Origin of the sequence: Streptomyces glaucosporus (genome assembly GCF_039533345.1) — a bacterium.
Lineage (GTDB): Bacteria > Actinomycetota > Actinomycetes > Streptomycetales > Streptomycetaceae > Streptomyces > Streptomyces glaucosporus.
The window spans coordinates 447,149-466,302 of record NZ_BAAATJ010000001.1 but is presented as its reverse complement, the minus strand read 5'-3'; the positions used below and the strand labels follow the sequence as shown (position 1 = coordinate 466,302).

Below are 19,154 nucleotides of genomic sequence, written 5' to 3'. Positions count from 1 at the left end.
TCGTTCTCCCTCAGACCTGTGTGCGGTGGAAATTCAGATAGGACCGCGAGGGCGTGGGCCCGCGCTGCCCCTGGTAGCGGGAGCCGTACCGGGCGGACCCGTACGGGTGCTCGGCGGGCGAGGTGAGCCGGAACATGCACAGCTGTCCGATCTTCATCCCCGGCCAGAGCTTGATGGGGAGCGTCGCCACGTTCGACAGCTCCAGCGTCACGTGCCCGGAGAAACCGGGGTCGATGAATCCGGCGGTGGAGTGCGTCAGCAGGCCCAGCCGGCCCAGCGAGCTCTTCCCCTCCAGCCGGGAGGCGATGTCGTCGGGGAGCGTGACGACCTCGTACGTGGAGGCCAGCACGAACTCGCCCGGGTGGAGGATGAACGGCTCGTCCCCCTCCGGCTCCACCAGCCGCGTCAGGTCGGGCTGCTCGACGGCCGGGTCGATGTGGGGGTAGCGGTGGTTCTCGAACACCCGGAAGAAGCGGTCCAGCCGCACGTCGATGCTGGAGGGCTGCACCATCGCCGGGTCGTACGGGTCGATCCTCACCCGCCCTGAGTCGATCTCGGCCCGGATGTCCTTGTCTGAGAGAAGCACGTGGTCGAGCGTACAGACCGAGGGCCCGGCGCTCCCGCACCGGGCCCTCGTCCCGCGTCGGCCTGCGAGGGCCGCGCTGCCGCCGTGCGCCGCTCTGCCGTCGTGCGCCGCCGACGTTCCCTGTCTTCTCCCCGGTCCTGTCCCGGACGCTCAGTGCTCGGCGCCCGGCGCTCAGCGCTTGACGGCGCGGGGAACCGGCACGGCCCGCCTCAGCCGCGCGCACCGCGGGCACCGCAGCAGCCGGCCGGGGCCGATCCGGCTGGCGCCGAGGTGCTGCATCGGGAACGTCGAGGTGCTGAAAACATGCCCTTCGGCACACCGAACGACGGTGGATTCCATCGTCTGCCTCTCCCAGGTACGTGAACGACGAACGCCACATTAAGGGATCAAACGGCCTCGGACGCCACCCGGCACTCCCTCACCGTACGCCTCAACTCCCTTCCCCCGCTTCACCGGACCACACCCGCGAGTCCTCCGCCCGGACACGGGAAAAGCCCCTCGGCTGTGCGCCGGGGGGCCGGGATGCGGTACAGTGTGCGTCGATGAGCAACGATGATCGTTCGCTCTTCGCGGGTGTAGTTTAATGGTAGAACATGAGCTTCCCAAGCTCAGAGCGCGGGTTCGATTCCCGTCACCCGCTCCACGACGAAGGCCCAGGTCACAGACCCGGGCCTTGTTCGTTGTCCGGACCGCACCGGGAGTCGTGTGCCTGGCGGGTCATCGCCGGGCCTCCGCTACGGCTCGGCGGCCCCGAGGACGTCGATCTCGCAGTGAGCCATCGATCCGCCGTTGGGCTTGGTGAGGCCCTTCTTGATGCGAGCGTCGGCGGTGATGAGTGGCACGCCGAGCATCTCCGCCAGGGCGACGTATGTGGCGTCGTAGGCGGACAAGTTGGCGTGCAGTACGCGGACGCGAGGAAGCAGAGGAGCGGCCTCACGTCTATGGATCGGCAGGGCGGCGTAGGTCTTGAAGTGCTCGTCCAGCTCAGAGGCGGTGACCTTGGGCACTCCGCCTCGGGTGCCTCGCGCCAAGCCCAGCAGCGCCGAGGCGATTTCCGTGTCGATCAGGTGCGGGGCATGGAGACGGGTCTCCTGAGCGATGCGGCTGCGGGCCTGCTGTCCGCGCCGGCCACTGTCCGTGAGGAAGGCGATCAGGGCCGAGCAGTCGACAACGATCAACGCCCGGCCCGCCCCTCGTCGATCGCGGCGAGGATGTCTTCTGTACTGACCTCGCGAGCGGCGTAGCGCTCGGCGCGAGCCGCCATTTCGGCGAGAGTCGGTTCGGCGGCCTCACGGGTGACGAGGCCCAGGAGATACGCCTGGAGGGACTGACCTGCTTCAGCGGCGCGCACCTTCAGACGGCGAGCAACCTCGTCGGGGACTTCCCGGATGGTGAATGCCGTACTCATGACTATATTCTATCGTCAACGACATCATTATGCATTCAACTATGGGTTCTCCGTCTGACCAACGGCGGGAGGGTGGCGGACCGGGCCGACTGGAGCCGTCGTGCCCGATGCGTGCCCGATCGGGGGCGAACTGCGGTCGACCACGGTCAGCAACGGGTGGCCTCCCGGCTGCTGAATCGGACCGTTCCAGCGGTCGGGTGACGTTTCGTCGCTCAGGTGCACGGTGATTCCCAAACTCAGAGCGCGGGTTCGATCCCCGTCACCCGCTCCAGCGGAAAGCCCCAGGCCAGCGGCCCGGGGCTTCCTTGTTGTCTGAACCTCTCGGCGTCGTTCCAAGCGTCCCGTGCCAGGTCCGTGCCAGAAGGGCCGCCGCCCTTCTCCGAAGACGCCAGCGCCGCGCGTACGCGGGCGTCGATGCCCCGGCGAGCTCCCGCTGGTGTTCCAGCGACCGCCCCGGATCTCTGGTGCGCGCCTTCACCGCGGAGCACGTCCAGGGCTCGACACCGTCCTGGACTGGCATCCCTCCGAGGCGACCGCCGTGCTCGCCGCCACCGCCCGCGGCGTCCGCGGACTGTGCGAGGTGCGAGACGCCGGCCTCTCGTCGGAGCGGCCGGCCGTCTAAGGGGCCGCCGGAGCCGGGCTCGAACGTCGCGCCGAGGTCGTACTGAGCGATCCGGAACGGTTGGGAATCGGCATCGGCGAGGACGGCAGTATCGACTGCTGGAGTGCCTACGGGGACCTCTACGAGGCTCTTCGCGGTCTGTAGTCCATGGGCTTCCGCCCAGGCCAGCGCAGCGTCGGCCGTCTCAGTTGCAGCCGGGCGCCGGGGCGTGTCCGCGTTCCCCGACCGCTCTCAGCCGTCCGGTCCCGTCGAGCGGTCGGGCACGGCGGTGCGGAGCCAGTCGGCGAGCACGGCGAAATCGCCGTCGGTGAGGCCCGTGCCCGGATCGACGCGGTGCAGCAGCGACGGCGCCCGGTGCTGCGCGGCGACCCAGAGGCGGTCCGTCGCGCCGATCTCGTCGTCGACCCAGATGAACGGGCGGTGGCCGGCCCATTCGACGAGGTGGCGGGTCTTCCAGTGGAGGCCGCGCGGGCCCTCGTCGGTGGGCGTGTCCGGCCACTCCACCACGGGCAGCCTCGGCAGCCCGATCCGCGGGGCGACGGTCTCGTTCGCCTCGTCCGTCCACGTCGAGGCCCACACCAGGTCGCAGCCCAGGGCCGTCAGACGCGGCCCGACGGCGGGGTCGAGCCGCGCCAGCAGCGGGTTTCCCTCCTCGGTGGACGCCGCGGGGCCGGGCGCGGACGTGCTCCGGGGCCGGCGGGGCGGCGGTCCGAACGGGATGAGCGGTCCGTCGACGTCGAGGAAGAGGAGGGGGCGCTCCGCGGGGCCGGTCACCGGTCGCAGGAGATCTCGGGCAGCCACTCCGGGGTGTGGCACTCGGTGAACGACCACGTCCCGTCCGAGTGGCGGTCGTCCGTGCCGTCGGTGTACACCTCCAGCCTGCCGCTCGGCGTCAGGCGGTAGTACTCGCGGATCAGGTCCCCCTCCGTGGTGGGGTAGGTCGCCTCCAGCTCCGCCCCCTCGCTGTTCCCGAGGGCCCGCCGGAGGCAGGCGATCTCCCGAGCCGCCCGCTTCCCCATCTCCTCGCCCTGCTCCAGGCTCACCTCGCCGCAGCTCGGCAACCCGGTTCTGGATTCCCAGCGTTCCCCGACCGGGTCGTTCACCACGCCGTTCAGCGCGCCGCAGCCGGTGGTCAGCAGGGACGCCGCCACCACGGCGGCGAACCGCGCGCCGGCCGGGACCGCCCCCGTACCGCTGCGCCGGGTTCTGCTCCGGTATGCCATTCCGCACCCCCTCCGGCCGTCGGACGTGGGCCCGGGGAGGCCGGTTCCCCGCACGCGCGCATCCGGCGCACACCGCAGCACGCCCGTCGTACGGCAGCCACGACCCGCATCACCGTCACCCCGCCCACGGAGCGGGCGGCCGGGCTGAAGAAACCGGCCGATCCCGTGACCGGCGCGAGCACCATCGTGGAGGCCGGCCACGCACGCGTGGACCTGCCCCGTCCGAACCGGGCCCTGTCCCGCGTCGGAGTCGGACCCGTCACCGTGCGGACGGCGCGGACGGCCAAAGCCGCGGCGGCGCTCCTGAAGGAAGCCGGGCTGCACGGCCACGAGTACGCGATCGACGCCACCCCGGCCGGTACGGGGACCGCGAGCAGCCGGTGGACGGGTCCCGGTTGCCGTTGTTCCATGACCCGGGCCTTTCGTCCCGCGCCACGGCCGGGCGGCCGAGCGGGCCGTGCGCCGCGCGCTCGTGCGGAAGCGGGGGCACCGGGCGTGGCATCGGGTGCGGAATCGGGTGCGGAATCGTTTCGCTTGCCGGAATCCCCCTGACTGCCTACGGTGAGCGATGCTGTACGGGGAGCTACTGGGGGTGGGATATGCCGCGTCCCGAATCCGGGATTCCGGAGGGCGAGGAACCGGTGCGGCGGTTCGCCGCCGAACTGCGCGAACTGCGCCGGAAAGCCGGCAGTCCCCCCTACCGGGACCTGGCCGAGCGGACCGACTACTCGCTCACCACGCTGTCCCAGGCCGCCGCCGGAAAGCGGCTGCCGACGCTGCCCGTCGCCCTGGCCTACGTACGGGCCTGCGGCGGTGACGCCGAGGAGTGGGAGCGGCGCTGGCGGGACGCGGCCCAGGAGCTGGCCCGGCGGACGCGGACGCAGGACGACGACGGGCCGAAGCCGCCGTACCGGGGCCTGGCCCGCTTCGAACCGGACGACGCCGACCTGTTCTTCGGCCGCGACCGGCTCGCCCGGAAGCTCACCGACCTCACCCGCCGCCACCGGTTCACCGCGGTCTTCGGGCCGTCCGGCAGCGGCAAGTCCTCGCTGCTGCGCGCCGGGCTGATCCCCCGGCTGCGGGAGGCCGGGGACGACGGGCCGCGTCCGGCGGTCGTGCGGATCATCACCCCCGGCCCCGACCCCCTCGCCGCCCACGGCGACCGGCTCCGGCCCCTGCCCGGCGCCGACGGCGACACCTGGCTGATCGTCGACCAGTTCGAGGAGCTCTACACGCTCTGCCACGACCCGGCGGTGCGGGCGGCCTTCCTCGACCGGCTGCTGGCCGCGCGGGACGACGGGAGCCGGCTGCGCGTGGTCGTCGCGGTGCGGGCCGACTTCCTCGGCCGGTGCGCCGAGCACTCCGGGCTCACCGCGGCCCTGCAGGACGCCACCCTGCTGGTCGGCCCGATGAGCCGCGACGAGCTGCGGGAGGCCGTCGTCAAACCCGCCGCGGCCGCCGGGCTCCAGGTGGAGCGGTCCCTGACGGCCCGCCTCCTCGACGAGGCCGAGGACGAGCCGGGCGCGCTGCCGCTGATGTCCCACGCGCTGCTGGAGACCTGGCAGCACCGCAGGGGGCGCATCCTGACGCTGGAGGCGTACGACACCGCCGGCGGCCTGCGCGGCGCCGCGGCCCGCACCGCCGAGGACGTCTTCGCCCGCCTGACCGGCACCCAGGCCGACCTCGCCCGCCGGATCCTGCTGCGGCTGGTCGCCCCCGGCGACGGGACGCCCGACACCCGCCGCCCCGCCGACCGCGCGGAACTCGGCTTCGGCGACCCGCACGACACCGCCACCGTCCTGGAGCGCCTGGCCGGGGCCCGGCTGATCACCCTCGCCGACGGCACGGTCGACCTCGCCCACGAGGCCCTCATCGACGCCTGGCCGAGGCTGCGCGGGTGGATCGACGCCGAACGCGACCGGCTGCGCCTCCACCGCCGGCTCACCGAGGCCGCCCACGGCTGGGAGGACCTCGGGCGCGACCCCGGAGCCCTGTACCGGGGCAGCCGGCTCGCCATGGCCCGCGAGGCGTTCCCCGAACCCGACCGCCACCGTGATCTCACGGCGCTGGAACGGGAGTTCCTCGCCGCCTCGGTCCGGCAGCGGCACCGTACCGCGGTGCGGCGCCGCGCCGTGACCGCCGTCCTCGCCGTCCTGCTCCTGCTGGCCTCGGGCACCGCCGTCGTCGCGTTCCAGCAGCGGGCCACCGCCCGGGCCGAGCGCAACACCGCGGTCTTCCACCAGATCACCGCGAAGGCCGACGAGCTGCGCGGCACCCAGTCCTCCCTCGCCGCCCAGCTCGACCTGGCCGCCCACCGCATGCGCCGGACGCCCGGGCTGAGGACCAAGCTGGTGTCCGACGCCCACGCCGTCCTGTCCGCCCCCCTGACCGGGCACACCGACATCGTCACCGCGGCGGTGTTCAGCCCGGACGGGGACACCCTGGCCAGCACGGCGTACGACGCGACGGTGCGGCTGTGGGACACCTCCGACCCGGAGGATCCCAGGCCGCTGGGCAAGCCCCTGAGGGGGCACGAGGGGCCCGTCCTGTCGGCCGTGTTCGCCCCCGGCGGGGACGTCCTGGCCACCACCGGGCTCGACCGCACCGTGCGGCTGTGGGACACCTCCGACCCCGGGCGGCCCAGACCCCTGGGCGGGCCGCTGAAGGGGCACGGGGGAGGCGTCGTCTCGGCCGCGTTCGCCCCCGGCGGGGACGTCCTGGCCACCGCCGGCGACGACTCGGCGATCCGGCTGTGGGACACCTCCGACCCGAAGCGGCCCGAGCTCCTGGGGACGGTGTCGGACGTCCACGGGGACGGCGTGCGGAGCGTGTCGTTCGCCCCCGACGGCGCCACGCTCGCCAGCGGCGGCTACGACGCGACGGTCCGGCTGTGGGACGTCGCCGACCCGAAGCGGCCCGAACCCCTGGGCAAGCCGCTGGAGGGCCACGAGGCCGCCGTCTGGTCGGTGGAGTTCGGCCCGGACGGGAAGACCCTGGCCAGCGGCGGCTACGACACGACGGTCCGGCTGTGGGACACCTCCGACCCGAAGCGGCCCGAACCCCTCGGCGACCCGCTGGAGGGCCACGAGGCCGCCGTCACCGCGGTGGCGTTCGCCCCGGACGGGAAGACCCTGGTCACCACCGGGCAGGACGACACGCTGCGGCTGTGGAACACCGCCAACCCCGCCTATCCCCTGCCCCTGGGCGAACCCCTGACCGACCACACGGGCGGCGTCTGGACGGTGGCGTTCGGGCCGGACGGCGCCACGCTGGCCAGCGGCGGCCACGACAGGGCGGTACGACTGTGGCGGCGCCCCGCCACCCTCCTGACCGGCCACACCAACCCCGTCAACTCCGTGGCGTTCGCCCCCGGCGGGCGCCTCCTGGCGAGCGCCAGCAGCCACGACCACATGGTGCGGCTGTGGAACACCCGCGATCCCGCGCGTCCCGCGCTGGTCGGCGAGCCGCTGATCGCCCACGAGGGGCCCGTCACCGAGGTGGCGTTCGCCCCGCGCGGCGGGGTCATGGCCACGGCGAGCGAGGACCGCACGGTGCGGCTGTGGGACGTCGCCGACCCGGAGGAGCCCAGGCCGCTGGGCAGGCCGCTGGAGGGGCGCGTCGGCACCGTCCTGTCGGTGGCGTTCGATCCGCGCGGACGCGTCCTCGCCGGCGCGGGGACGGACGGCGGGGTGCGGCTGTGGGACGTCACCGACCCGAAGCGGCCCAGGCCGCTGGGCGGGCCCCTGGACGCCCACGGCCGGGACGACGTCACCTCCGTGGCGTTCGATCCGCGCGGACGCGTCCTGGCCACCGCCGGCGCCGACAACACCGTCCGGCTGTGGAACGTCGCCGACCCCGGGCGGCCCGAGCCCCTGGGCGAACCGCTGGAAGGGCACATCAGCATCGTCCACGCGGTGGCGTTCGCCCCGGACGGCGACGTCATGGCCAGCGTGAGCGAGGACCGCACGGTGCGGCTGTGGGACACCACCGACCCCGGGCGGCCCGAACCCCTGGGCAAGCCTCTGGAAGGCCACCGGGGCCCCGTGCGCACCGTGGCGTTCGCCCCCGACGGCACCACCCTGGCCACCGCCGGCTCCGACAACACCGTCCGGCTGTGGGACACCACCGACCCCGGGCGGCCCGAACCGCTCGGCGAGCCCCTGACCGGCCACGTCGGCACCGTCACCTCCGTGGCCTTCGCCCCGGACGGCTCCACGCTGGCCAGCGGCAGCTACGACGTCACGGCGCGGGTGTGGCGGCTGGACGCCGAGTGGGCGGCCCGGCGCGTCTGCTCCGTCACGGGGGACTCCCTGACGCGGCGGCAGTGGGAGCAGTACGTGCCGCAGGTGCCGTTCTCCCCTCCCTGCGGCTGAACCGCCGTCCGGTCCGGGTGTTCCGGCACGGTCCCGCGCGATCCGGCGGGCCGGGATTGTTCACACCGGCGGAACGGGCTGCCGAACAACCCGGCCGGCGCTGGACTGGACGGTGCGGGGCACCGCACCGCCGGGGGGCGCGGTGCCCCGCACCTGCCCGACCACCGTCCCCGGCGCGGTGCGGACGCGTGACGGACGGAGGCCCACGATGACCGTTCCGGGAGGCAGCCGGTGGTTCCGGCCGCGGAGGCGGCACTCGACCGCACGGGACGACGAGGTCCGCGCGTACCGGGCCTGGCTGGAGGCCCAACGGCGCGAGTGGGAGCGGCAGGCGGAGGAGGCCCGCCGGGAGTGGGAGGCGGAGCGGGAACGGCAGCGGCGTGCGTACGAACGGGCGAGGTGGGAGCACGAGGAGGAGAGGCGCGAGACCCTGCGGATCGAGGGGTTCGTCTCCGCCCACCGCTCCCTCCACCCCTCCCCCCTCAACCCCACGACGCTCCTCCTCCTGGCGCGGGAACTCGACCGCCGGGGCAGACTCGACCACGCGCACATGCGGGCCGCCGAGCTGTCGCTCCGGTGCAGGATCGAGTACGCCGCCCGCGGCGGCGCCTGGTCGACCGCGCAGGACGTGGTCCTCTCGCTGTTCGGCGTCCCGGGCGGGAACAGCGGGGCCCCGGACTGCGGGGAGCGGGCGGGGTGACGGCTCCCGTGCCAGGATGCGGGCGTGGAGGAGGAACGGGCGGCCGGATTCGAGCGGTTGGCGACCGGGCGGCTGGAGCTGCGGGCCGTGGGCCCCGGTGACCTGGACGGGCTGTTCGCCCTCACGTCCGACCCCGGCACCTGGCGGCACGCCCCGGCCGAACGGCACACCGGTCCCGCGCAGACCCGCGCGTGGATCGGGGCGGCCGAGGCCGCCTGGCGGGCCGACGGCCTCGGGTACTGGACCGTCCGGCACCGCGGCGGCGGGGAGGTCATCGGAGTCGGCGGCGTCCAGCACTTCCCCGGCAAGGGCTGGAACCTCTACTACCGGTTCACGCCCTCGGCGTGGGGCCGGGGGTACGCGACGGAACTGGCGCGGGCCGCCGTCCGGGCCGGGAACGCCGTCCGGCCGGAGGCGCCCGTCGTCGCCTGGATCCTGGAGCACAACCACGCGTCGCGCCGCGTCGTCGAGCGCATCGGCTTCACGCGGTGCGGCGAGCGCGTCGACGAGAGCACCGGCGCCCTGCGGCTCCTGTACGCCGACCGGGCGCCGGGCCGGGCCCGCTAATCGCCCCCGCCGCCCCCGCCGCCTCCGGAGGAGAAGTCCCCGGAGGAGTGGCCCGGGGCGGTGGCGCTCCCGTCCGCGTTGCCGCTGTGGACCATCCTCAGTCCGTACAGGCCGCGGCGGAGGGCGGGCGGTGACGACGCCGCCAGGACGTTGTGCCGCAGGCTCCCCTCCGGGACGGCACCGGGGCCGTCGAAGACGTACTCGGGGAGGCCGCCGTCCCGCCTGGCCCGCTCCAGCAGACGCCGCCCCGCACGGGTGGGGCGGCGCCGGAAACGGGTGATCAGGCCGTCGGCGGCGAGCCGGTGACCGATCTCCCCCACCTCGGGGCCGCCGGCCACGGCGGTGACGACCGCGCTCAGCCTCGTGCTGCGCGGGCACAGCGCGATCAGAGCGCGCTCGACCGGGTGGCCGGGCTCCGGCTGCCCCTCCGCCGCGCGCACCCGGGTGGCCCTGACGTGGACGGCGCCGAGTCCGCTCAGTGTGAGGACGGCGGTCTCGGCCACCCGTCTCGGACCGCCCGCCAGGTAGGCGGCCTCGTACCTCTCCAGGCTCCGCCGCGGTGCCGTACCGGCCCGCCGGAATGTGGGTCCGCGCACTGGAATCCCCCGTCCGTCCGGATGTTCCCCCGATACCGGTTTTCTCCACTCGGGCGGGCGGTGAACCCGGGCGGCGGATCCTCAGAGGGAAATCTGAGCCCGGCCCGGGGCGGGCGGGGCCGGAGCGCGGGGTGACGGGACGTTCCCGGACCGGCTCACTCCCCGGCCGGCTCCTCCGCCCAGCCGTCGGACCCCAGCGGATAGGCGTACGTGGGGCGCCCCTCGGCGGAGCTGGTGCGGAACGGCGTGCCGCGGTCGTCGACGCGGAGCGTCCCGCGGCGGTCGCCGCTGGACCACTCCAGCTCCAGGTACCAGCTCACGTCGTGCGCGTCCGTGCTCGCGGTGACGTAGAAGACCTCGGGGTCGTCCTCGCTCACCTTGTAGGGGAAGTCCCGCTGACCGGGTCCGGGTACGGCGTCCGGCCGGCCGGCGTCGAGGTCCACGGCGAAGTGCTGGGTGGAGACCTCGCCGCCGCAGCCGACGCCCGTCGCGTACTTGTTCCACGCCAGCGGGGCCTTCCGGTCGGCCACGCGGACGTGGAGGTCCTTGAGGACGACCGTCTCCTCACCCGTGCCCTGGACGGTCAGCTCCACGTACTGGCTGTCGGCGGAGACCGCGCCGTTGGCCGCCACCCAGCCGGGGGCCTCCGGGGCGAAGGGCGGCGGGGAAAGCCTGGAGGGGGACTCGTCGACGAGGTAGTGCTGGCTGCACGGGCTCTCCCAGGCGTACGGGCGGACGGAGACGGTCAGCGGGACGCCGCCGGGCGCGCCGGTGGCGGACGGTTCCGGCCTCCCCCCGTCGCGTGCCGGTCCGTCCCCGCCGCCGCTTCCGCTCGGGGAGGGGGACGGGTTCGCGCCGCCGGTCCGCGAGGCCGAGGGGGACGCCGGGCGGTCCGTCCGCTCCGGTCCGGGCCCGTCGCTTCGGCCGTCTCCGGTGGCGGTGGCCGCGGGCCGCTTCGACGCCGTCTCCACATCGCCGGTCAGCGGCTGCACGGCGAGGGCGGCGGCCCCGGCGACGAGGACGACGGAGACGCCGGCGAGCAGGGCGGTACGGCGCCCGCCGCGGAGGAGCCCGCGCCGGGGAGGGCCGCCGTCGGCGGCCCGTGCGGGGGCGGCCGGCGGCCCGGGTTCCGGGCCCGGTTCCGGGATCGGTTCGGGTGCCGGGGTCCGTTCCGGGGACTCCGGTGCCGCGGCGGGGCCGGTCCCCTCCGCGGCGGGTTCCGCCCTGGCCGGTTCCGTCCTGGCCGGTTCCCCCGGAGCGGTTTTCCCAGGGGCGTTCTCCTCCGGGGCGTTCTCCTCCGGGGCGGTCTCCCTCAAAACCGGCGGAGCGGACGGCCTGGCCCTCCGGCCCCGCTCCTCGTCCGCCAGCCGCCACCGCCGGTGGAGCTCCGCCAGCTCCTCCGGCGTCGCCCTGCACGCCCGCGCGAACCGCTCCACGGGCGTGTACTCCAGGGGCACCGCCTCGCCCCTGCAGTACCGGTGCAGCGTCGACGTGCTGATGTGCAGACGCCTGGCGAGCGCCCCGTAGCTGAGCCCCGAACGGTCCTTCAACTCCCGCAGCAGCGCCGCGAACCCGGCCGTCTCGTCAGCCGCCTCCACCGCTTCCCCTTCGTCGCCCCCGGTGCGTGTCGTGCCCATCCAAGCACGCCCGTTCCGGCCGGGGGCCGCGGTCGGCCACCGGCCGTCCCTCCGTGTCACCCCCCGGCAGTGCCGGGGAGGCGTCCCGGGTGGGACGGCGTTTCCGCAGTTCAGAGGGGGGTGGGACATCCCGGCGTCCCGGATGGCGCCGATCTCGTTGTCCCAGCCGGGGCGGGACGGCCACGGTGGTGGACATGCCGCGGAGCTCGCCGCGGAGCCGATGTCCGGCGCTTCTCCACTCGTCCGAAACACCCACCCGAAACGAGGACACCCATGTTCCGCACCCGACGCATGCCCCGGTTCGCCGTCGCCGCCGCGCTCGTCGCCGCCGCCTCCCTCTCCATGACCGCCTGCCAGTCCGGCACCGGCGTGGAGACGGAGGAACGGGCGCCCGCCGAGAGCGCGCCCGCTTCCCCGGAGCGGACGGACCCGGACGGCAACGTCCCGGAGGACAGGGGCGACACCCCGCGGCAGGAGCCCGGAAACGGCGGTGCCGGCGGGGGCGGCGCCACGGCCGACCCGGCCGGCCACCGGCCCTCGGGCGACCGGAAGGACGGGAACGACTCCGCCGTGACCGAGACGTGCGACGCGTCCAACACCGAGCTCACCGTGCGGCGCGTCTCCCGGCCGGTCAACCACCTGCTCCTGACGGCCACCAACACCGGGGACACCGCCTGCAACGCCTACGCCTACCCGTACCTCCGCTTCGACGAGGCCCACGCCCCGGTCCCGGCCGTGGAGAGCAGCCGCCCGCAGGCGGTCGTCACGCTGGCGCCCGGCGAGTCCGCCCACGCGGGGATCACCACCTCGACCGCCGCGGACTCGGACGTCACCGACGTCACCGGGCTCGGGGTCTTCTTCTCCGACCGGGACGGCGGGTCGGTCGACGCCGAGCCCGTGCGGCTCGCCCTGCCGGACGGCACCGCGGTCAGCCCCAACGCCCGGGTCACCTACTGGCAGAGCGACCTGGACGACGCCCTGATGTGGTGAACGACGGCCCCGCCCGGACGCCCCCGCCGCCCCGCGCGGCCCGGGGCGTCCGCCTGTTCGGCACGGCGGGCGGGGCGGGGAGCACAGTGGACACATGACCGTTCCCCGCCGGCCCGGACCCGCCGGCGCGCACCCGGCCGGCACCGGCCTCGTCTGGTACGCGGCGTACGGGTCGAACATGCACCGCGAGCGGCTCGCCTCCTACCTCGCCGGCGGCAGGCCGCCGGGCGGCGCCCGGGCCTGTCCGGGCTGCCGGGACGGCCGGCCGCCCGGGCGGTCGCTGCCGGTCGTGCTGCCCGGCCTGCTGTACTTCGCCACCGAGTCGCCGGTGTGGACCGGCGGCCGGGCCTTCCACGACCCCGACGCCGACGGCGGGACGCCCGCGCAGGCCCATCTGCTCACCGTCTCCCAGTTCTCCGACATCGCCGCCCAGGAGATGTACCGGGAGCCCGGCGCCGACCTGGACCTCTCCGAGGTCCTGGCGCGCGGACGGGCACGGCTGGGGCCGGGCCGGTACGAGACGCTGGTCTGCCCCGGGCTGCTCGACGGCCTGCCGGTGCTGACCTTCACCGCCCCGTGGCGGAGCGGCGAGGTGGAGAAGGTCCCGCCGTCGGCCGCCTACCTGCGGCACCTGGCGTCGGGGCTGACCGTCTCCCGCGGCTGGAGCGCCGACCGGGCGGCCCGGTTCCTCGCGGGGCGCCCGGGCGCCGAGGGGCACTGGACGCCCGGGGCCGTGGCGGCCCTGCTGGAGCGGGCGGGGTGACGCGGGACCGTCAGGGGCGGACGGCGACGGACCAGGGGGGCCGGTAGGCGTCCGGCACGGGATACCGCGGCCAGTCGCGGGCCCAGCGCGGCACCTCGCCGCCGCGCAGCACCAGGGCGTCGGCCCGCGTCCGGGCCCCGGTCTCCGCGGTGGAGCAGCCCGCCATGTGGGCGACGGGGATCGCCGAGCCGCTGCCCGCGAGCACGCACGGCGGGCGCACGCCGTGCGCGCGCAGCACCGCGACGGTCCGCCGCCAGTCCTCGCGCGCCTTCTCCTGGATGCCGCCGTGGGTGTGGGCCAGGGTGAGCTGGACGGCCAGGTGGCCGGCCAGCGCCAGGGCGAGGACGGCGGCCACCGGGTACGAGCGGCGGGAGAGGTCCGCGGCGGCGAGCAGGCCGAGGGCGGCCGGGACGGCGAGCAGGGCGTAGCCGGGCAGCAGGAAGCGCGGCGCCGCGTAGGCCACCAGGAAGAGGTACTGCGCCACGGCGGCGAGGGCCACGGCCACGGCGAGCCACAGGGGCGCGGCGGGCGTGGCCGCGCGGCGCGCCGACCGCAGGCCCAGGGCGGTGAGCAGGGCGAGCAGCGGCCACCACTCCACCGCCGCCCACCACACGCCGTCGCCGTCGCAGGGCCGGCACAGCAGCGGGCCGTCCAGCGAGGTGAGGTTGGCGGCCACGGACAGGACGGGACGCGTGCCCCCCTGGGCGTCGCTCGCCTCCGCGAGCCGCTCCGCCACCCCGCCGAACCGCAGGTACGCCTCGACGACCCACGGCAGCGCCCCCGCCGCGACGCCCCCCGCCGCGGACAGGATCCGGCCCCGGGTGCGCCAGGCGGGCACCAGGAGGGCGGCGAGGAGGAGCGGCGCGGCGACGAACGCGCCGTCGTTGGGCCGCATCAGGGTGGCCACCGCCAGGCCCGCGGCCACCCCCGCGTGGCAGGGGCGCCGGCGGGCGAAGCAGCCCACCGCCGCGACCGCGCCCATCGCCGTGTAGTGGTTGGGCATCGCGGAGTTGGCGTAGAACAGGGCGATCCACCCGCTGCCGTACAGCGCCGCCGCCACCCAGACGGCCGACGGGCGGGCCAGGACCCGCAGCCAGGGGCGGAAGCCCAGGTACAGCGCGATCCCCGCCAGGAGCAGCAGCCAGATCCTCAGCAGCGGCTCGGAGCCGCTCCACGAGGCGACCGGGAACTCCAGCAGGGGGACGCCCCGGGTGCGGGGGGCGCTGAAGGGCGTCGCGGGGCCGTGCGGGCCGAAGCGGCTGGTGTAGACCCGCTCGTCCCAGCCGAGCGGCAGGGTGAGCGGCACCAGGGCCGCGGCGGCCAGGACGAAGATCGCGCACACGGCCCGCAGCCGGCGGTCCGCCCTTCTCGACAGGGCGGCCTCCGCCGCCGTCCGCCCGGGGTCGAGGGCCGGCGACACCCTGCCGGGTGTCGCCGACCAGCCCGTCACGGCCTCCACATGGCCTCCCGCCGCCGGTGGTCCGCTGCGTTCCCTCCCGTCCTATCAGCGATTGATGCGGTTTCCGGTGGTTTGTCGTGGTACGCGCGGCGGATCGGTCCGATCGCATGACCGTCGTACGGCGGGTGGGCTAGCCCCGTTCCCCGGTGGCGTCCCGTCCGGGGCCGCCGTCCCGGCCCACGGCCGGCGCGACCGGCCTGTGCCGCCGCCACACCAGCGCGAGCAGCGAGACGGCCGGCAGCGCCCAGGTCACCTCGTCCGCCTGCCGCCGGCCGCCGCGTCCGCCGCCGTGGGCACTCCGACCACCGCCACCACCAGGAGGTCCGTGACCTGCGGCGGCAGCGCCCGCAGCCGGGCCGGGAGGCGGTCGAGGGCCGTCACGCACCTCACCGTAGGCGTCACGGCGGCGGGACGCCCACCCCGCGCCTGACGGCCTGCGGGCTGCGGGCCGCCGGCCGTCAGGGGCGGGCGCGGAGGCCGGTGCCGTTGAGGCAGAGGGCGATGTTGCGCACCGCGGCGGTGAGTTCCTCGATCACCCGGGCGGCCTGCTCCGCGTCGTGGAAGGCGGGGCGGTCGGCGGCCAGGGAGGTGCTGAGGTTCTCGGTGAGGCGGCGTACCGCGTCGATGTCCTCCGCGGGTGGGGCGGCGGGCGCGGGCCGGGGCGGCTTGGGCGGTACGGGGGCGGAGAGCACGGGGCCCGTGGCGGGTGCGGCGGACCTGGGTGCGGGGGGCGCGGGGGATGCGGAGGGCGCGGGCGCCGTGGGGACGGGCGTCTGCGCTGGGGATACGGCGGGCGGGACGGCGGGGGGCGCGGGCTCGGACGCGGGGGCCGGGACGTCGGCGCGGGGCGCGGCCGTCGCGTCCGCGTCCGGGACCCCCCAGCCCCTGACGGACTGCGCGGTGTCCGGCGAGAGCCTGGTCTGCGGCAGCAGTACGTTCTCCGCGGCGTCGGAGCCGCCGGTTCCGTCGGGGACGCCCAGGGACCACAGCGGGGCGACCGGGTGCGGCGCGGCGGCGTGTTCGGCCTTCCACTGGAGGCGGTAGCACTCGACCTGGTCGGCGCAGGCGGTGCGGGCGTGGAAGATCGCGCTGCCCTCGCCGAGGTCGGGGTACCAGAGGTTGGGGCCGGGGAAGCGCACCGTCCGCATGCGGGGCTTGATGGGTTCCGCGCAGCCGATGCAGCAGCCCGCCGGGACGCACAGGGCTCCGCCCTCGCCGTGCGCCGCCGCGCGGGGGCCGATCTCCCCCCGGTACTTCCCGTTGCTGCACGGCGGCAGTTCGCCGCAGGTGCGGCAGACCGCGTAGTGCTCGGGGAGGACCTGCCAACTGTGGCCGATGGGCGCGCACCAGTGCTTGGGCGCGGACCGGGGGAAGTTCTCGTTGCGCAGGACCAGGATCACGGGCCGCCGGTAGAAGTCGGCCCGGTCGGGGGGCTGGACGTTCACCTGCCCGTTCGCCCGGCGCAGGTGCTCCGAGTGCCGCCACAGCTCGACGTGTTCGCGCCAGGCCTGCTCGTAGGAGAGGGGCCAGGGGTGTTCGCGGTACTCGTTGATCTCCAGGATCCGCCAGGGCTGCCGGTCGAAGACGACGACGTGCCCGCTCTTCAGGCGGAGGTACGTACCGTTGTCGCCTTCCTTCGGCCAGTCGATGCGGCCGACGCGGGTGGGCTGGTCGGGGAGCCCTTCGCGGACATGCATGACACGCTCCTCGGCAACGGGACAACCATGGTCATCATGGAGCAGTTTCCACCATTCTGGTTGATTTCGGACGTTTAGGCGTTCAGACACGCGCGTCCGACTCCACTCGTCCGCCCGCTCCGTGACGCCGGGTCAGCTCTCCCGCGTCTCCGGCCGGTTCGCCGGAGGTCCGGCGCCCCGGCAGCACGCGCAGCGCCTCCGTTCCGCCGGTGCCCGGACCACCGCGTGGCGCGCGGTGGTCCGGGCACCGGAAGGCCCCGCTTCCCCACGGGTCATCCCGTGGGGGCCTCGGCTCCCGGCCGGCGGGACGGGCGGCGCTCCAGGTGGGTGACGACGCCGGCGTGGAAGCGGTGCACGGCGTCGTCGACGCTGCGGATGAACCCCGTCTCGGCGTTGCCGCGAGTGCTGCCCATGCCCTTGAGGAGGGACAGCCGGAAACCGGTGATCCGGGCGCCGTCCCCGGGCAGGAGGTCCCCCGGTTCGGGGCGCAGCCGTTCCAGGGTGCCGCGCGGTCCGCCGCCCTCCCCCTCGACGAGGGTCTCGACGTGGAGGTCGGCGGGGGCCTCGGCCAGCTGCCGGATCAGACGCTTGGCCCAGCTGAGGGGGTAGCCCTGCTCGGGCGCGGGGACCTCTATGGAGGTGCGCAGCCTGCCGGTGCGCAGGTCGGCGGTGACCGCGAGGATGCCGGGCGTGCCCTCGATGCGCAGTTCCGCGTGGAGCCGCCCGTCCCGGCAGAGCCCGTCGGCGAGGGCGGCGCGGCGGGACTGCGGGTCGGCGCCGCGCCTCACGCGCTGGACGGGCAGGACCTTCTGGCCGAGTTCACCGCCGAGCCGCAGGCAGACCTGCCGGATGAGGCGTTCCCAGCTCCCGACGACCTCCAGGGCCCGCTGGTCGCCCTGGCAGATGGTCTCCTCGTCGATGGCGTTGCGCACGGGCACCCAGGACGGGCCCATGTTCTGGAAGCCGTGGCAGCCGGAGTTCTCGTGCTGGAGGTAGTGCAGGAGTTCCTGGAGGAGCCACGCGTGGGCGGCGTTGCCGACGCCCTCGTGGCGGATCAGCATCTGGGCCTGGTGCGCCACCTCGGCCCAGGACAGGTGCCGCAGGGCCACCTTGTGCTTGCGGCGCCGGTCGATCCTGACGTCGACGAGGGGGCTGCCCTCCAGGGCCACGTCGTTGGAGAGCGTGATCACGGCCTCGTAGCCGCGCCGGGCGGCGATGTCCATGTAGTCCTGGACCTGCTCGGCCTTGAGGGGGTTGCCGTTGGTCTTCGTCTCCACCAGGGCCGTCCACAGCTTGCCCGCGCGCTCGACGCGGATCACGCCGTCCGGGCGCTTCGGGGAGTCCCCGTGCGGCAGCGAGACCTCCGTGAACGTCTCCATCCGGCCCGCGGGGGCGCCGAAGGCGGCGGTGAGGCGGCGGCCGAACTCCGGCACCTGGGCCATCACCGACAGCAGGATGGAGGTCGCCCGCATCTCGCGCTCCCGGTCGCTCTTCAGCGACGAGACGGGGAAGAGACGGGCCTGCCGCCAGGAGTCGTTCTCGGCCAGGGACTTCCTGGCGACCCTGGGCAGCGTGACCTTCTTCCGGGCCGTACGGGGGCGCCGGGTCCGGACCGGCGCCTGCTCCCCGGCGGGCGCCGCGGCCTCCGCCGCGGGCGCCGGTCCGGCCGCCGCCCGGCGGTCCCGCTGGCCGGGGACGGCGGGCAGCGGCTCGGCGGTCCTCCCCGGCTCCGGCGCCGCGTCCGGGACCGCCGTCTCCTCGCCCCCGGTGCCGGCCCCCGCGGTGTCCCCCGCGGTGTCCCCGGTGTCGTTCTCGGCGTCGTCCCCGGCGTCGTCCCCGGCGTCGTCCTCGACGTCGATGCCGAAGTCCGTCGCCAGGCCCGCCAGGCCGGTCTCGTAGCCCTGTCCGACGGCCCGGAACCGCCAGCCGCCGCCCCGCCGGTAGATCTCGCCGAAGATGAAGGCGCTCTCCACTCCGGCGTCGTCGATGGAGAATCCGAGCAGGACTTCGCCCGCGCGGTCGGCGAGCGTCACCCTCAGGCCGTCCAGTTCGCCGAACCGGGCGCCGCCGTATCGGCTGGCCCCGACCACGATGCGTTCTACGTCGGACGGCATCGCGGTCAGATCGAGGCTGATCCGGTCCTCGCTGCCGTCGGCGGTCGGCGTCTTGCCCAGGAGCTGCACACTGCCGTCGGCGGCGGCCGGGTTGTTGTAGAAGAAGAAGTCCGCGTCGCCGCGCACCTTCCCGCCGGCGTCCAGCAGCAGGACGGAGACGTCCGCGTCCCCGTCTCCCGCGGCGCTGGTCCAGCTCAGGCCCAGGGCCACGGAGTCGATGTCCTCGCTCAGGTCCGCCAGGTCCACGTTGGCGCCCTTGACCATCTCGTGCATGTGCCCCCCAGAGGCGCGGTCGCGCCAGGGAACCGACGAACGACCACTTACCGTTGCTTGACTCAGTGCACACTCAAAGCGTGCTGAATGAACCTTAACCCCGGCGGACGCGCTCCGGGGGCGAATCGGGCAAGTGATACGGACGA

At 75.1% G+C, this 19,154-nt stretch carries 17 protein-coding genes, 1 tRNA gene and 2 pseudogenes; 8 read left to right on the top strand and 12 right to left on the bottom strand.

Annotation, left to right across the window (positions count from 1 at the left end):
* Positions 1–10 precede the first annotated feature (10 nt).
* Positions 11–586 carry a dCTP deaminase gene (dcd, locus tag ABD358_RS02105; protein ID WP_344629027.1) on the bottom strand — a complete coding sequence of 192 codons (576 nt, stop codon included), beginning with the start codon at positions 584–586 and terminating at the stop codon, positions 11–13.
* 569 nt (positions 587–1,155) lie between these two features.
* On the opposite strand from dcd, the gene ABD358_RS02100 reads away from it, so the two are divergent.
* Positions 1,156–1,229: transfer RNA gene (locus ABD358_RS02100), tRNA-Gly, on the top strand.
* A gap of 91 nt (positions 1,230–1,320) precedes the next feature.
* Here ABD358_RS02100 and ABD358_RS02095 read toward each other — a convergent pair.
* Complete coding sequence (locus ABD358_RS02095) at positions 1,321–1,764, bottom strand: type II toxin-antitoxin system VapC family toxin (protein WP_344629026.1); 444 nt, start codon at positions 1,762–1,764, stop codon at positions 1,321–1,323.
* On the bottom strand, positions 1,761–1,994 hold the full coding sequence (locus ABD358_RS02090) for a FitA-like ribbon-helix-helix domain-containing protein (RefSeq protein WP_344629025.1): 234 nt from the start codon (positions 1,992–1,994) through the stop codon (positions 1,761–1,763). Before ABD358_RS02090 ends, ABD358_RS02095 begins: the two co-directional genes overlap by 4 nt.
* Before the next feature lie 455 nt (positions 1,995–2,449).
* Here ABD358_RS02090 and ABD358_RS28370 point away from each other — a divergent pair.
* Positions 2,450–2,592, top strand: a pseudogene (locus ABD358_RS28370) (DUF1152 domain-containing protein); the annotation flags it as partial.
* A gap of 255 nt (positions 2,593–2,847) precedes the next feature.
* On the opposite strand, the gene ABD358_RS02085 reads toward ABD358_RS28370, so the two are convergent.
* Both ABD358_RS02085 and ABD358_RS02080 read right to left on the bottom strand, forming a co-directional pair.
* Positions 2,848–3,390 (bottom strand): HAD domain-containing protein, encoded by a 543-nt coding sequence (locus ABD358_RS02085; RefSeq protein WP_344629024.1) that lies wholly within the window; start codon positions 3,388–3,390, stop codon positions 2,848–2,850.
* A complete protein-coding gene (locus tag ABD358_RS02080) occupies positions 3,387–3,839 on the bottom strand; it encodes a hypothetical protein (RefSeq protein WP_344629062.1) in 453 nt (150 codons plus the stop codon). The genes ABD358_RS02085 and ABD358_RS02080 overlap by 4 nt, the downstream gene beginning before the upstream one ends.
* A 156-nt stretch (positions 3,840–3,995) precedes the next feature.
* On the opposite strand from ABD358_RS02080, the pseudogene ABD358_RS02075 reads away from it, so the two are divergent.
* From ABD358_RS02075 to ABD358_RS02060, 4 genes and pseudogenes are all read left to right on the top strand, one after another.
* A pseudogene (locus ABD358_RS02075) lies at positions 3,996–4,196 on the top strand (DNA-binding protein); the annotation flags it as partial.
* A 242-nt stretch (positions 4,197–4,438) separates the two neighbouring features.
* Positions 4,439–8,212 carry an nSTAND1 domain-containing NTPase gene (locus ABD358_RS02070; RefSeq protein WP_344629023.1) on the top strand — a complete coding sequence of 1,258 codons (3,774 nt, stop codon included), beginning with the start codon at positions 4,439–4,441 and terminating at the stop codon, positions 8,210–8,212.
* A gap of 208 nt (positions 8,213–8,420) precedes the next feature.
* Positions 8,421–8,912 (top strand): hypothetical protein, encoded by a 492-nt coding sequence (locus ABD358_RS02065; protein ID WP_344629022.1) that lies wholly within the window; start codon positions 8,421–8,423, stop codon positions 8,910–8,912.
* Positions 8,913–8,936: 24 nt separating this feature from the next.
* Positions 8,937–9,479 carry a GNAT family N-acetyltransferase gene (locus tag ABD358_RS02060; RefSeq protein WP_344629021.1) on the top strand — a complete coding sequence of 181 codons (543 nt, stop codon included), beginning with the start codon at positions 8,937–8,939 and terminating at the stop codon, positions 9,477–9,479.
* Here the strand turns inward: ABD358_RS02060 and ABD358_RS02055 are convergent.
* Together ABD358_RS02055 and ABD358_RS02050 are read right to left on the bottom strand one after the other, a co-directional pair.
* On the bottom strand, positions 9,476–10,075 hold the full coding sequence (locus ABD358_RS02055; RefSeq protein WP_344629020.1) for a TIGR04222 domain-containing membrane protein: 600 nt from the start codon (positions 10,073–10,075) through the stop codon (positions 9,476–9,478). The genes ABD358_RS02060 and ABD358_RS02055 overlap by 4 nt on opposite strands.
* A 155-nt stretch (positions 10,076–10,230) precedes the next feature.
* Positions 10,231–11,712 carry a helix-turn-helix domain-containing protein gene (locus ABD358_RS02050; protein WP_344629019.1) on the bottom strand — a complete coding sequence of 494 codons (1,482 nt, stop codon included), beginning with the start codon at positions 11,710–11,712 and terminating at the stop codon, positions 10,231–10,233.
* A 273-nt stretch (positions 11,713–11,985) separates the two neighbouring features.
* On the opposite strand from ABD358_RS02050, the gene ABD358_RS02045 reads away from it, so the two are divergent.
* On the top strand, positions 11,986–12,702 hold the full coding sequence (locus ABD358_RS02045) for a DUF4232 domain-containing protein (protein ID WP_344629018.1): 717 nt from the start codon (positions 11,986–11,988) through the stop codon (positions 12,700–12,702).
* A gap of 94 nt (positions 12,703–12,796) precedes the next feature.
* The gene (locus ABD358_RS02040; RefSeq protein ID WP_344629017.1) at positions 12,797–13,465 is read left to right on the top strand and encodes a histone deacetylase; all 669 of its coding nucleotides are present in this window, start codon (positions 12,797–12,799) and stop codon (positions 13,463–13,465) included.
* Between the two features lie 10 nt (positions 13,466–13,475).
* Here the strand turns inward: ABD358_RS02040 and ABD358_RS02035 are convergent, their stop codons facing one another.
* From ABD358_RS02035 to ABD358_RS02015, 5 genes are all read right to left on the bottom strand, one after another.
* Positions 13,476–14,924, bottom strand: coding sequence for a hypothetical protein (locus ABD358_RS02035; protein ID WP_344629016.1), 1,449 nt, complete (start codon positions 14,922–14,924; stop codon positions 13,476–13,478).
* A 130-nt stretch (positions 14,925–15,054) separates the two neighbouring features.
* Entirely contained in the window at positions 15,055–15,177 is a 123-nt protein-coding gene (locus ABD358_RS02030; protein WP_344629015.1) for a hypothetical protein, read from the bottom strand.
* Positions 15,174–15,305, bottom strand: a complete 132-nt coding sequence (locus ABD358_RS02025) for a hypothetical protein (RefSeq protein ID WP_344629014.1) — start codon at positions 15,303–15,305, stop codon at positions 15,174–15,176. Before ABD358_RS02025 ends, ABD358_RS02030 begins: the two co-directional genes overlap by 4 nt.
* A 77-nt stretch (positions 15,306–15,382) precedes the next feature.
* Positions 15,383–16,621: a hypothetical protein gene (locus tag ABD358_RS02020; protein WP_344629013.1), complete on the bottom strand. Its 1,239-nt coding sequence runs from the start codon at positions 16,619–16,621 to the stop codon at positions 15,383–15,385.
* Between the two features lie 272 nt (positions 16,622–16,893).
* Positions 16,894–19,008, bottom strand: coding sequence for a TerD family protein (locus tag ABD358_RS02015; RefSeq protein WP_344629012.1), 2,115 nt, complete (start codon positions 19,006–19,008; stop codon positions 16,894–16,896).
* Positions 19,009–19,154: the final 146 nt, after the last annotated feature.